This is a genomic window from Pelovirga sp. C15f (genome assembly GCF_057178085.1).
Genome location: NZ_JBXUCV010000002.1, coordinates 620,777 through 634,152, shown reverse-complemented (window position 1 = coordinate 634,152; position 13,376 = coordinate 620,777). Strand labels below are relative to the sequence as shown.

The 13,376-nt window shown below is 55.6% G+C and carries 12 protein-coding genes and 2 tRNA genes; all 14 read right to left on the bottom strand.

The window, feature by feature from the left end; genetic code table 11:
• Positions 1-12 precede the first annotated feature (12 nt).
• The 14 genes from AC1931_RS08140 to AC1931_RS08075 all read right to left on the bottom strand — a co-directional run bounded on the left by AC1931_RS08140 (position 13) and on the right by AC1931_RS08075 (position 13,326).
• The gene (locus tag AC1931_RS08140; RefSeq protein WP_483876751.1) at positions 13-1,566 is read right to left on the bottom strand and encodes an NAD(P)H-hydrate dehydratase; all 1,554 of its coding nucleotides are present in this window, start codon (positions 1,564-1,566) and stop codon (positions 13-15) included.
• Positions 1,566-1,943 (bottom strand): holo-ACP synthase, encoded by a 378-nt coding sequence (locus tag AC1931_RS08135; RefSeq protein WP_483876750.1) that lies wholly within the window; start codon positions 1,941-1,943, stop codon positions 1,566-1,568. The genes AC1931_RS08140 and AC1931_RS08135 overlap by 1 nt, the downstream gene beginning before the upstream one ends.
• Positions 1,944-1,945: 2 nt before the next feature.
• Positions 1,946-2,665: a pyridoxine 5'-phosphate synthase gene (locus tag AC1931_RS08130; RefSeq protein WP_483876749.1), complete on the bottom strand. Its 720-nt coding sequence runs from the start codon at positions 2,663-2,665 to the stop codon at positions 1,946-1,948.
• Positions 2,666-2,703: 38 nt separating this feature from the next.
• Positions 2,704-4,062 carry a phosphoglucosamine mutase gene (glmM, locus tag AC1931_RS08125; protein WP_483876748.1) on the bottom strand — a complete coding sequence of 453 codons (1,359 nt, stop codon included), beginning with the start codon at positions 4,060-4,062 and terminating at the stop codon, positions 2,704-2,706.
• A 35-nt stretch (positions 4,063-4,097) separates the two neighbouring features.
• Positions 4,098-4,781 carry a CdaR family protein gene (locus AC1931_RS08120; RefSeq protein WP_483876747.1) on the bottom strand — a complete coding sequence of 228 codons (684 nt, stop codon included), beginning with the start codon at positions 4,779-4,781 and terminating at the stop codon, positions 4,098-4,100.
• A gap of 1 nt (position 4,782) precedes the next feature.
• The gene (gene cdaA, locus AC1931_RS08115; protein ID WP_483876746.1) at positions 4,783-5,562 is read right to left on the bottom strand and encodes a diadenylate cyclase CdaA; all 780 of its coding nucleotides are present in this window, start codon (positions 5,560-5,562) and stop codon (positions 4,783-4,785) included.
• 59 nt (positions 5,563-5,621) lie between these two features.
• Positions 5,622-6,494 carry a dihydropteroate synthase gene (folP, locus tag AC1931_RS08110; RefSeq protein ID WP_483876745.1) on the bottom strand — a complete coding sequence of 291 codons (873 nt, stop codon included), beginning with the start codon at positions 6,492-6,494 and terminating at the stop codon, positions 5,622-5,624.
• Entirely contained in the window at positions 6,491-8,533 is a 2,043-nt protein-coding gene (gene ftsH, locus AC1931_RS08105; protein WP_483876744.1) for an ATP-dependent zinc metalloprotease FtsH, read from the bottom strand. Before ftsH ends, folP begins: the two co-directional genes overlap by 4 nt.
• A gap of 137 nt (positions 8,534-8,670) precedes the next feature.
• The gene (tilS, locus tag AC1931_RS08100) at positions 8,671-10,023 is read right to left on the bottom strand and encodes a tRNA lysidine(34) synthetase TilS (RefSeq protein WP_483876743.1); all 1,353 of its coding nucleotides are present in this window, start codon (positions 10,021-10,023) and stop codon (positions 8,671-8,673) included.
• A 223-nt stretch (positions 10,024-10,246) separates the two neighbouring features.
• Positions 10,247-10,323, bottom strand: a tRNA-Met gene (locus AC1931_RS08095).
• Positions 10,324-10,364: 41 nt separating this feature from the next.
• Positions 10,365-10,441 (bottom strand) — tRNA-Met (locus AC1931_RS08090).
• A gap of 72 nt (positions 10,442-10,513) precedes the next feature.
• Positions 10,514-11,305, bottom strand: a complete 792-nt coding sequence (locus tag AC1931_RS08085; RefSeq protein WP_483876742.1) for an SPOR domain-containing protein — start codon at positions 11,303-11,305, stop codon at positions 10,514-10,516.
• Between the two features lie 27 nt (positions 11,306-11,332).
• Positions 11,333-12,997, bottom strand: a complete 1,665-nt coding sequence (argS, locus tag AC1931_RS08080) for an arginine--tRNA ligase (protein WP_483876741.1) — start codon at positions 12,995-12,997, stop codon at positions 11,333-11,335.
• Positions 12,994-13,326, bottom strand: coding sequence for an FtsB family cell division protein (locus AC1931_RS08075; protein WP_483876740.1), 333 nt, complete (start codon positions 13,324-13,326; stop codon positions 12,994-12,996). The genes argS and AC1931_RS08075 overlap by 4 nt, the downstream gene beginning before the upstream one ends.
• Positions 13,327-13,376: the final 50 nt, after the last annotated feature.

Sequence of the window (13,376 nt, the reverse complement as noted above, 5' to 3'; positions counted from 1 at the left end):
GGTACTCCTTGGTTAGGGTTGTGCGAGTTCCTGGCGCACCAGTGGCAGCTGAAGGATTAACTCGCCGGCCGTCATCCCGACGGTTCCGCGCTGGGCCGCAATCTGCTCGGCAGCACGGCCATGCCACCAGGCAGCCAGGCTGGCGGCTGCAAAAGGATCACACCCTTGCGCCAGCAGCCCACCGATCAGACCGGTCAGGACATCGCCGCTCCCCCCACTGGACAGCCCACTGTTGCCGCTGGTATTAATATGAACCCGGCCATCGGGGGCCGCGACAATCGTGCGCGCCCCTTTAAGCAATAAAATGATCTGATACCGGCGCGCGAAGTTACGTGCCACGTTGAAACGGTCAGCTTCAACAGCCGCAACGCTTATTCCGGCAAGACGTGCCATTTCACCGGGATGAGGGGTCAAGATCAGGGGCCCGCCCTGACGCTCAAGCAGGCAATCAAGCTGACCGGCGAGCAGATTCAAGCCATCGGCGTCGATCACCAGGGGCAGATTCAGTGTCGTCACAATCTGCCGTACCAGCTGCTGCAACTCGTCACCCTGGCCCAGGCCCGGCCCTAACGCCAGCGCCTGACTGGAAGCCGCAAGGTCCACGATCCGGTCAGCGGCGGCCAGCGCCAGCAAGCCGTCCTGATCAGCGAGCGGTACGGTCATGGCTTCCGTCAGCTTGACCTCCATAATCCCGTGCACTGATGCCGGCACTCCAACCGTGACCAGACCACAACCACTGCGCAATGCAGCATCACCCGCCAGGGCCGCCGCTCCAGTCTTGCCGGGAGAGCCAGCCACCACCAGCAGATGACCAAAGGTACCTTTATGAGCAAATGTCGGACGTTTCGGCACGAGAGAGCGCGCGCCGGTAACATCGATCATCCACGCCTGGGGCAACAGATCAGTCGGGCGGCTTGCACCGGGGATACCGATGTCAACAACTTTAAGTTCGCCGACATGCAGGGCACCGGGGGTGCTGAAATGACCGATTTTGGGATGATCGAAGCTGACGGTTAAATCAGCGCGCACAGCACAACCACAGATGCGACCATTGGAAGCATCGACACCGGAAGGAAGATCAACGGCAACCACAGGGGCCTGTGCATCATTCATCAGGGCGATAGCAACAGCCGGCAAGCCCCGAACCTCGGATTCCAGGCCGGTACCAATCACGGCGTCGACAATCAAACGCGGCTGCAGTTGATTTAAGCGTTGCGCCAGTATGTCCCCATTGTTGACAAAATCTATCCGGCCGCCGCAATGACGCAGAATCTGTAACATGACAGCGGCATCACCAGCAATTTTTTCCGCGTCCGCCAGCACCAGGGTGGTTACCTGCCAGCCGTGATCGGCAAGGATTCGTGCAATGACATAACCATCACCGCCATTGTTGCCTTTACCGGCAACAACCACAACCGGTCCGGGGAAACACTCTGCGTAGTGTTGTTCGAGTAACTGGGCACAAGCGCGACCGGCATTTTCCATCAACACGGTACCGGGAATCCCCAGGATGTCGATGGCGTTACGGTCCACCGCGATCATTTCCGCCGCACTGTAGAGCTCCATCAGGCCTCCAGAATAACCGTTGCTACGGCATAGTCACCATCGTGGGAATAACTCAACAAGGCTTTTTTTGCGCCGCGCTGCGCGAGCATTTCGGCGGCACGGCCGCTGAGGACCAGAGAAGGGCAGCCCAGCTCATTGCGCCGGACACACACCTGCTGCCATGAGAGGCCATCACGCAAGCCGGTGCCAAGAGCTTTGAAAAATGCCTCTTTGGCGGCAAACCGCGCCGCCAGCGCCTGGGCAGGATCTCGGCGCGCCAGAGCGTATTCCCTTTCGTCCGGGCAGAAGATACGCTCAAGCACCGACGAACGCCTCTCAACAAATGTGCGAAAGCGCCCGATGCGTGCCAGGTCAACGCCGAGACCGACGATGGCCACGGCTAGGGTCGCTTCAGTAAAGCGAGCATTTCACGTACTGCCCGCTCCATCCCGACCAGGGCTGCACGTGCGACGATACTGTGGCCGATGTTGAACTCTTCAAAACCGGGCAAAGCAGCAACTGCTGACACGTTACGATAATTGAGGCCATGCCCGGCGCTGGTGCGCATGCCCAGCTTGCGGGCAGCCGCACCAGCCAGATCGATGCGTCGCAACTGCTCCTGGCGCTCTTTTTCCGTGCGCATTTCACAATAGGTGCCGGTATGAATCTCAACCATATCGGCACCAACCCGATGACTGGCTTTGATCTGTTCCAGGTCCGGCTCGACAAACAGACTGACATCGATGCCGACCTGCTGCAGCAGGGCAATCTTCTGCTTCAGCCCGGTTTTCAACAGGCTTACATCAAGACCGCCCTCGGTTGTCAATTCATGGCGCCCCTCCGGCACCAGGGTGACGATTTCCGGCTGGGTCTTGAGGGCAATAGCCACCATCTCATCGGTTGCCGCCATTTCCAGATTAAGCCGCACCTTTACTGTTTTGCGCAGCACCTCTACATCGCGATCCTGAATATGACGACGGTCTTCGCGCAGATGCACGGTAATTCCATGGGCACCTGCCAACTCCGCCAGCACCGCAGCGGCTACCGGATCCGGCTCATCAATGCCCCGCGCCTGACGAATTGTCGCAATATGGTCAACATTGACACTTAACTTCGGCAACTCCTGCCTCCTTGTTCCTGCTATGGAAAAAATTCAGATCAGGCTCCGAGATGTTCACGCACAATCGCTGCCAGGCCTTCGGCGAGCTGATTAATCCGCTCCTGATTTTCTCCTTCAACCATGATCCGGAGTAACGGTTCGGTACCGGAATAACGTACCAGCAAACGTCCCTTACCGTTGACTTCCTGTTCAATCTCAGCCATTGCCAACTTGATCGCTGCGACCTTGCCCAGAACCGCCTTTTTTCGGACTTTAACGTTCACCAGAACCTGCGGCAGGGAGGTCATCACATTTGCCAGTTCTGACAGAGGTTTGCCGCTGCGCTGCATGATCGCCAGAACCTGCAGCGCCGAGAGAATACCGTCTCCAGTGGTATTATGATCAAGAAAGATCATGTGCCCTGATTGCTCCCCACCGAGGTTATAGCCGCCGCGAATCATCTCTTCAACCACATAGCGATCGCCAACCGCCGTGCGTACCACCTTGCCACCGGCCTGTTTCATCGCGATCTCGAGCCCCATGTTGCTCATCACCGTTGCCACCACCGTTTTTTTCTTCAGGTTGCCGCTCTTCATCAACTCAGTGCCGCACAGTGCAAGGATATGATCGCCATCAACCTCATGACCCTGTTCGTCGACAAAAATTACCCGGTCGGCATCGCCATCCAGGGCAATGCCCAGATCAGCACGATATTCCTTGACCTTGGCTGCCATGATCTCCGGGTGCATGGAGCCACAACCGTCGTTGATATTCAGTCCATTGGGTTCAACCCCGATCGCAATCACCTCAGCACCTAACTCGGTTAATACCGCCGGGGCAACCCGGTAGCCGGCACCATGGGCGCAATCGAGAACAATCCGCAAGCCCTGCAGGTCCAGTTCGCGCGGGAAGGAATTTTTGAGGAAGACCACATAGCGACCAATGGCATCGGCAATTCGAAAGGCCTTGCCGACATCCTCGGCAATCGGCCGCAAGGCATCGATGCGATGATTAATGATCAGGTCTTCAATCTTGATTTCCATTTCGTCGGGCAATTTAAAACCGCTGCCTGAAAAAAACTTGATGCCATTGTCCTGGTAGAGATTATGGGAGGCACTGATAACGACCCCGGCGTCAGCGCGCATGGAGGAGGTGATAAAAGCAATACCCGGCGTCGGTAGCGGGCCGACAACCAGAACATCGACCCCCATCGAGCAGATACCGGCAACCATGGCATTTTCCAGCATGTAACCGGAAAGCCTGGTGTCCTTGCCGATAACTATCCGGTGGCGCCGCCCGGCATCCTGCTTGAACACATAGGCCACGGCACGCCCTAACTGCATCGCCATCTCGGCGGTCATCGGGTCAATATTGGCAACACCCCGTACACCATCGGTGCCAAAAAGTTTCTTTTCCATCGTTTTGCGGCCTCCCTTGCCTGTCGGCATTCTTTTTATTCGATCGGCTCCTGACCTGCCTCAGCCGCACCCTCAACAGCGATAATTTCTACCTGGATTTCCGTCGTTCGCTCATCCTTAAACCAGCTGAAACGCCCCTGGTGTTGCAGCGGCACAATCAATGAGAAACTGCTGTTGACACCGCTCAAATCAACCTCATCAGTAGTCACATTGGTGACGTTCTTGAGTTCACTCTCCGCACCTTCGATGGCAACCTGATCAGGCATGGCGCGGACAGTTCCGACCCCAAATCCGTTCATAGGCTCGCCCGCAAGAAGAATACTAATAGGGACAGTTTTCTGCTGAATCCGCTCCAGGCGGACATCGACAAACGATGGAGACAGCCTGGTCACGCGCAAGCCATTGGGCAGATTGAGGCGCTCTTCAAGGCGACGAAAGGAGGTCAGGCCCGGACTCAGGCCGGTCAAGTCGACGGTAATGCTGATATCGTTGGGGCTGACCTTCATCAACAGGGTACGGGGGCCACTGATGCGCACGTCCACCATGCTGGGAATTTCATTGGCAACCATCAATTCCCTGGGAAGGTTCTGCAGTTCCAGCGGAACCCGGTAGTTCACCTCCAGGCGTCGCTCACCCATGATGAAGAACCACAGCATCAGGGCAAAAACCAGTGACATCAGCTTGAGTGTCCAGTTTTCGGTGATCAGCTTGAACATCATCCTAGCCCTTTTTCTTCAGTTTTGATTTGCGGGGTTCAAGCAAGCGTCCAAGAACTTTTTTCAAACTGGTCGCATCAAGATTGCGGGTCATGCCGCCGTTGACCGCGACCGAAATTTTTCCGGTTTCTTCCGACACCACAATGGCAATGGCATCTGCCAGTTCCGTCAGGCCGATCGCAGCGCGGTGGCGGGTACCTAACTCCGTTGACAGGTTGCTACCCTGGGTCAAGGGCAGAAAACAGCCCGCCATGCTCACTCGCCCCTGCTGTATCACCAGGGCACCATCATGTAACGGCGAACTGGGCATAAAGATGGCGCGGATCAAATCACAAGAGATCTGAGCATCCAGAGGGGTTCCAGATTCGAGGATGTCCTTGATCCCGGTTTCGCGTTCAACAACAATCAGCGCACCGATTTTACGGTTTGCCAGGGCGACGCAGGCTTTTACCAGTTCTTCAATCAGGTGGGATTCTTCGTGGTAGGTCGCTCCCCCTAAAAAGGGATTGCGGCCAACGTGCATCAAAGCGCGCCGGATATCATTCTGGAAAATAACAACGATGACGAGAATAATGGATGACAGGAAGTTGCTTAAAAACCAGTTGAGGGTATGCAACTCACCAATGCGCGACCCCATATAGACAGTAAGAACCACCGCCAGCCCCAGAAGCATCTGGACGGCGCGGGTCCCCTTGATCAGCAGAATGATCCGGTAGATGATAAAAGCCACAATGCAGATGTCGAGAATATCGAGCAACCGGATATTGTGGATGACATCGAGCATTCAAACCCCCGCTAGTGCAATCAGCTATGATCAGGAAATCTTACATAAAAGATTATAGGTTACGGCAGCAGCGGGAAAACCTGTTCCCGGATCGCCCAGGCCACCAGAGCGGCCTCACGTGCCGGCCGCACGTCGTGGACACGAAACATCTGTACCCCTTGTGCCACACCCAGAGCAACGGTCGCCAGCGTTCCATAGAGACGCCGGCGCGGATCATCCTGATGGAGGATCTTGCCGATAAAGCTCTTGCGCGATGTGCCGAGGAGAATCGGACACCCCAGCTGATGCAAGGCCTCCAGATGCTTCAACAACAGCAGGTTGCCCGCACCATTTTTGGCAAAACCGATGCCGGGGTCAACGGCCAAACGCTCCGGAGATATCCCGGCTGAGCGAGCCCTGGAAAGACGGTCCTGTAAATACTGAATCACCTCAATGAGCAGATCCCGGTAGTCGGTATTTTTCTGCATCTGCTGAGGACATCCGCGCGTGTGCATGAGAAAAAGACCGGCGTCGGCAGCGGCGACAACCACAGCCATGTCGTCATCAAAACCCAGACCACTGATGTCATTGACAAAGTTTGCGCCGGCAGCCAGGGCGGCACGTGCGACCGGGGCTTTACTGGTGTCAATTGATAAGGGAGTAGAAGTATGGCGGCGCAATCCTTCAATGACCGGAATCACCCGTTCAAGCTCAGCCTCTGCAGACACAGCCGGCGCCCCTGGCCGGGTACTTTCACCACCGACATCGAGGAGGGCGGCCCCTTCCTCGACCATTTCCAGACCGCGTTCAACAGCCGCCGAAACCTCAATGTAATCACCGCCATCGGAGAACGAATCGGGGGTCACATTGAGGATCGCCATCATGCAGGGCCGGGTCAGGTCGAGAACACAGTCCCGACCAGCCAGAACAGTAGCCCGAGGTAACGCATTCACTCTTTTGACGGTGAATCGCTATCGTCGTCTTTTTTGGAATCATCCTGCTCCGGTGATTCCTGTGCGCGTTCTTGTTCAGGACTTTGCCGGGATGACTCTGACCCTGAAGCGACGTCGCCTTGTGGAGGCTGTCCTTGCCCACTGGCTTCATCACCAACAGGTTGCGGCGATGGCGCCTGCTCGTCTGTCTTTTCAAACACAAAGCTGTCGGCAGCCTGCTCGCTTACCTGTTTTTGCAGATAATCAGGAAGACCATCAGGGAATACCACAGCATGAATCTCATGGGTTTCCAGCGTTTCTTTTTCAAGCAGGAGTTCGGCCAGAGCCACCAGCCGGTGCTGGTTTTCCTTCAACAGCTTGGTCGCTTCGGCATAGTTCTCTTTGATAATCCGCCGAATCTCATTATCGATATCGAGCGCTGTTGCCTCACTGTAGTTTTTGCCTGTGCTCATATCGCGACCAAGAAAGACTTCCCCGTCCTTTTCTCCGAAAACAACGGGTCCGATCTTTTCACTCATACCCCATTCACAAACCATCTTGCGCGCGATCATGGTAATCCGTTCCAGGTCGTTACTGGCGCCGCTGGTCACCGAATCAAAGGTAATTTCTTCGGCAATACGCCCACCCAGCATGGAACGGATACGGATATTAAGCCCCTTGTTGGTCTCGTTATATTTTTCCTCGGCCGGGAGATACATGGTCACCCCCATGGCGCGTCCGCGGGGAATGATCGACACCTTGTGAACCGGGTCGGAACCTGGAGTCAACAACGAGATCAGGGCGTGTCCGGCCTCATGGTAAGAGGTGACCTTTTTCTCTTCTTCAGTAATCACCATTGAGCGTCGCTCCGCCCCCATCATGACCTTGTCCTTCGCAGCCTCAAGGTCACTCATAGTGACCTCGGACTTGCCGCCACGGGCCGCTAGCAATGCTGCCTCATTGATCAAGTTGGCCAGGTCGGCACCCGAAAACCCAGGGGTCCCTTTAGCCACCAGCCCAAGATTGACATCTTCCGACATCGGGACCTTGCGCGAATGAACATGCAGAATCTTCTGGCGCCCCTTAACGTCCGGGCGCGGCACCACCACCTGGCGATCGAAACGGCCGGGACGCAACAGCGCCGGGTCGAGGACATCAGGGCGGTTGGTTGCTGCTACGAGGATGACCCCTTCATTCGATTCGAAACCATCCATTTCGACCAGCAGCTGATTCAGCGTCTGCTCACGTTCGTCGTGGCCGCCCCCCAAGCCTGCACCGCGATGCCGCCCTACCGCGTCAATCTCATCAATAAAAATAATACAGGGAGCATTTTTTTTGCCTTGCAGGAACAGATCACGGACGCGGCTGGCACCGACGCCGACAAACATCTCGACAAAGTCGGAGCCGGAGATCGTAAAGAATGGCACTCCCGCCTCACCGGCAACAGAGCGCGCCAGCAGGGTTTTACCGGTGCCCGGTGAACCTACCAGCAACACTCCTTTGGGGATTTTGCCACCAAGCTTGGTAAACTTTTTGGGGTCGCGCAGAAACTCGACAACCTCTTCGAGCTCCTGTTTTGCTTCGTCAACACCGGCAACATCCTTAAACGTCACCTTGCCGGCGGTATCGGTCAGGAGTTTGGCCTTGCTTTTGCCAAAGCTCATGGCCTTGCCACCACCCGACTGCATCTGCCGCATGAAAAAGATCCACACCGCAATCAGCAGCAGGATCGGCCCCCATGAAATCAGCAGGGTAAACCAGAACCCCTGATCATCAACCGGCTTGGCTTCGATAATAACGCCGCGTTCTTTTAATTGCGGCAGCAGCTCTTCGTCGCGCGGAATATGGGTCAGGAATTTACTTCCATCCTCCAGGGTTCCGGTCAGCTGACCGCCCTGAAAGAGCACACTGACCACCTGATTATTGTCAACCGCAGCGAGAAACTCAGTGTAGTTCATTGGTCGCTGAGTTTCCTGCTTTTGTGTCATCATATTAAAAAGCATGATCATCAACAGTGAAATGACCAGCCACAAAGCTAAATTCTTTTGAAATTGACTCACGTATCGACCCCCTGTCGGGTAATTAAAAAACAACCTGGATGTCCACTTGCAACATCAATAAAATAGCTGAAACTAGCAGGAAAACCTACCATAAAGAGAGCATACCCACAAGGCTTAATGTCTGCTTTTTCGTCTTATCACAACAACTCCATCCGCACTACCTTAACCGAGAAGGGAGTAACGACGCCAAAACCTGAACGCTGCAACCCGGCAACCCACAGCAGATTCTCGCCGGCAACTACCAGAGGCGTTCGCAAGCGCTCTTCTTTCTCGATCTTCAAATCAGAGAACAACTGTTTTACCCGCTTGCGACCGGGCATTCCCAACGGCACAAAATAATCACCAGGGCGCCAGCTACGCACAGACAGGGACACACCTAGTGCCGTCAGATCGAAATATACCCGGTGGCGGGTTTCCATCTCAGCTCGCTCCACCACTGTTGTCACCAGCTTGCGGCCGTCAGGCAGAGGGGTCTCTCCGGGAATCTGCAGCTGCACATCAAAAAAGGGGGGCAACTTCGGGGCAGCATTACGCAACCACAGATTCTCATAGCGACGTGCTACCCAACATGCCGGCAAATCAAGCTGTGCCTGACTGCGGTCACCGGTCAGCATGTCATCAACGGCATGCAGATGGACCGCCTCAATGCCATGCAAATGACCACGAATCTCAGTCAGCGCAGCGCGCAACAAGCGTAGACGCAGAGCGGGATGGAAGGCGAGCAACTGCGAACGCTGGAGACGCAGACCATCATCACAGGCGGCACGGATTGTCGGGAAGTGCGTTTCTATCTGATTACGCCAAAAATCTTCTTCGACCGCAACCTGCCGGCTCAGAACAATCATCCGCTCGGTAAATTGCGGGTTGATATCCTTAAGCAGTGGCACAATTTCGTGGCGCAACTGGTTGCGGACAAACCGCGGGTCCAGGTTACTGGCATCTTCGCGCCAGGACAGGGATTGTTGGCGAGCGTAATCCAGCAATTGCCGGCGACTGCAAAAAAGCAGGGGCCGCCACCAGGGAGGATCAAGCTCTACCATCCCACTAAGGCCGCTGATACCGGTGCCACGAGTCAATCGCATTAACAGGGTTTCGACCTGATCGTCACGATGATGGCCAAGAGCGATCAACCGGGCACCCGTTTCTGCCGCCACTCTCTCCAGGAGCCGTCGCCGCGCCAGGCGGCCGGCCATTTCGAGACTGATTTTTTCCTGCCTTGCCAGTTTCGGCACATCACAGGATTCACTGTAGTAGCTAACATTGAGTTGACGACACAGCCCCCCAACAAAGCGCTCATCGCCATCAGCTTCAGGACGCATACGATGATTGAGATGAACAGCGTGGAGGAGCAACCCGCGGTCGGCGGCCACCTGGTGCAGCAAATGCAGCAGGACTACTGAATCAACCCCTCCTGAGACGGCAATCACAAGGGAATTCACCGCTTCCGGCAGGGATTTCAGCACAGTTTGCTCAAGGCAGTTAGCTGTCATCAACAACTCCAGGTTGATGGCGTCGCAAAACTCACCAACTGCTGCGTTGCCACCATTGTTTCACTGCTTCGACGTACGTAAATACGCCTCATTGCTCAACAATCGCGCGCCTTGCATTTGGCGCTTTTTGCCTATCCATCCAAAGTGATGCTTTTTGCGAAAGCATCTTAAGGTTGGCGCTTAAAAAAAAAGCCCTTCCAGGCGGGAAGGGCTTTTTTTATTGTGGTGGCGGTGCAGAGATTCGAACTCCGGACACTGCGGATATGAGCCGCATGCTCTAACCAACTGAGCTACACCGCCAAATCTATGTCATCTCCAACAGCAACCGAAGATTATTGATTTGGTTGCGGGAGAGGGATTTGAACCCCCGACCTTCGGGTTATGAGCCCGACGAGCTACCAGACTGCTCCATCCCGCGACACGAGCACTGGAAAATAATCTTCGAACCGGCAAATGTCAAGAGAAAAAAAGCAGTTCGACACCGGTAATATCAGCGCGTGTGGCGGGTCACCAACCCCTCAATCTGCTCTTTATCAAGGATGATCTGGCGCGCAACCCCGGCAGCGGCAGAATCTGCGAAGGGTCCAATGCGTACCCGATACCAGATCCCGCGCTCACCCAGGTCCGCTTCAGCAAGAAAAGCCGGGTAGCCCTTATCGAGCATGCGCTGACGCAAAGAGGCTGCATCCGCTGCTGAGCCAAACGAGCCGACCTGTACCACGTGGCTGCCTTGCGCAGTGGCCGCAGGCAAGACTGGATCGGCTGGGGCCGGTGCAGCGGCAGAGGGCGTCTGTTCTTGCTGCGGCACTGGTCGCACCGGCGCGGCCTGAGTCGGCGCGGGTGTCCTGCCGCCCCTCATAACAATTGGTTGATCGGCCAGTTCCAGCGGCGGCGGAGCGGCCGGCGACCGGGTTTCCTCAGAGGGAGGTTGATTGATACCACTGCCTAAGGGGGAGGAATCACGAACCAGGTCATCATAAAAACTCAGCCGCGCATTTTCCACAACCGTATCAATAAGCGCCCCCTTTTCTCCTTCCGGTTTTTCAACCGCGGGCGGAGCGGGAACCGGCACCGGCGGAACTGCCGGGACCTGAACGATTTTCACCTCTTCCTGCCGATTCTTGACTTGCTGCGCGAAGTCACGTTCAGCTCCGCGCCGCCCGGTTGTTACCCCGAGCACGAAGCTGAGCAATGAAGCCAGCAAGAGCAGCGCCAGAAGAATAATGGTCTGACGCTTTTCCAGGCGTCTTTGGGTGCGGGTTTTTGTTTCAGTCTGCATCATATACCCCCTTATCACGAGTCCCCTTCTTTACATTTTCTCCGGAGCCGACACCCCAAGCAGCCTTAAGGCATTAGCCAGGACAATCCGTACGGCGTTCACAAGATACAAGCGTGCAAGCGTCACCTGTTGATCCTCATCCAGCACCCGATGGCGATTATAATAGCTATGAAGCAAGGCCGCGAGATCCTGTAGATAGAAGACCAGGCGATGAGGTTCATAGTGCAGAGCGGCCCCCTCTACCGCCTCGGGAAAACGCGATAGCTGTCGGATCAGAGCCGTTTCCTCAGCAAGGATCAAGCGCGAAAAATCAAACTCCGTCCGGGTTGGCTGCGTCATACCTGCCTCGGCAGCATTGCGATTGATACTGCAGATCCGCGCGTGGGCATATTGCACATAAAAGACCGGGTTATCACTGCTGTTCTGCTTGGCCAGTTCAAGATCAAAATCAAGTTGGCTGTCACAGCGCCGCATCAAAAAGAAAAACCGGCAGGCATCGCGACCAACCTCATCAATGACCTCACGCAAGGTAACGAAGTTTCCGGAACGTTTTCCCATCACGAAGGGCTGACCGTCGCGCAACAGATTAACCATCTGGATCAACAGCACTTCAAGGGCCTCGGCCGGCAGTCCAAACCCTTTGAGCATCGCTTTCATGCGCGGAATATAGCCGTGATGGTCGGCACCCCAGACATCAATGACCCGGTCAAAGCCGCGATCAAACTTTTCCAGGTGGTAAGCAACATCAGAAGCAAAATAAGTGTAGCTGCCGTCCGACTTGATCAATACCCGGTTTTTATCATCCCCGAAATCGGTGGTTCGCAGCCACAGGGCCTGGTCTTCTTCGTAGGTCAGCCCTTTCTCCTTGAGGCGTCCAAGCTCCTGCTCAACCATGTTGCGATCGTAGAGACTCTGTTCGCTGTACCAGTTGTCGAACTCGATACCGAAGGCCTGCAAATCACTGTCAATCCAATGTAAAACCTGCTCTACCCCGAAGCGGGTGCAACGCTTGATAGCGTCGCTTTCATTGAGGTCGGCAAGCTCCCCCTGATCGTGACGCAAGCGCGCCGCCAGTTCGGTGATATAAGCGGCCTGATACCCGTCCTCAGGAAAATCAACAACCTCCCCCTGTAATTCGCGCAAGCGCAGCAGGATCGAGCGACCCAACGTCTGCACCTGATTACCGGCATCGTTGATATAATATTCACGCTGCACGTCAAACCCGGCCGCAGCCAGAATTGATGCCAGAGCGTCGCCGACCACCGCCCCGCGACCGTGACCGATATGCAGTGGCCCGGTCGGATTGGCACTGACAAACTCGACCTGAACCTTGATCCCGGCACCGACCTGTGAACAGCCAAAAGTGTCCTGTTCGGCATAGATGCGATAGAGAACTGTTGCCCAGTAACCGGCGGCAAGACGAAAGTTGATAAATCCCGGGCCAGCAATGTCAACCGCTTCAAACAGGGCATTGGTACGCAAGGCGGCAACCAGAATCTCGGCAATCCGACGTGGCGCCTTGCCCTCATGGCGGGCCAGCAGCATCGCCAGATTGCTCGCGTAATCACCATGGTCCGGATTTTTCGGCACCTCAAGCTGAATTTCAGCAGGAGACTCCCCGGAGGTCAGAGTTTCCTGCTGATAACAACTCTCCAGTGCCTGCCTGAGCGCTGACCTGATATCATTCTTAATCACTTGCTGCCTCTTTCTTTAAGTGTTTCTGTCGGGACAAAATAGATCAGCTCTCCCTCGCGCACCATCCCCAGGCGGGTGCGGGCAAGCTGTTCCCAGTAGTCCCGGTCATTATTAAGCCGCTCAATCTCCTGGCGCAACTCCTGCTGTTGGGCCTGCATCTCCTCCAACCGTTGCTGCAGCTCCTGCTGTTGGCGCTGTGCCTGAACGATCCGCAGAACACCACGATTACCAAATACCGCATAGGCAGCCATTAACAGGATGAGTACCAGCAGGACAAGTGTCAGCAGGTTATTCCTGCCGGGCAAGCCCGATTCATGTTCCGATCCCAAGCGTCTCCCCGTTCTTATCACCGATGTTAGCGACCGGCACCCAGGCCCTC

What these genes read in the sequence shown, in the direction of transcription:
- AC1931_RS08140 (WP_483876751.1), bottom strand. Translation starts at nt 1,566, where the DNA reads ATGGAGCTCTACAGTGCGGCGGAAATGATCGCGGTGGACCGTAACGCC.
- glmM (WP_483876748.1), bottom strand. Translation starts at nt 4,062, where the DNA reads ATGGAAAAGAAACTTTTTGGCACCGATGGTGTACGGGGTGTTGCCAAT.
- AC1931_RS08120 (WP_483876747.1), bottom strand. Translation starts at nt 4,781, where the DNA reads ATGATGTTCAAGCTGATCACCGAAAACTGGACACTCAAGCTGATGTCA.
- cdaA (WP_483876746.1), bottom strand. Translation starts at nt 5,562, where the DNA reads ATGCTCGATGTCATCCACAATATCCGGTTGCTCGATATTCTCGACATC.
- tilS (WP_483876743.1), bottom strand. Translation starts at nt 10,023, where the DNA reads ATGACAGCTAACTGCCTTGAGCAAACTGTGCTGAAATCCCTGCCGGAA.
- AC1931_RS08085 (WP_483876742.1), bottom strand. Translation starts at nt 11,305, where the DNA reads ATGATGCAGACTGAAACAAAAACCCGCACCCAAAGACGCCTGGAAAAG.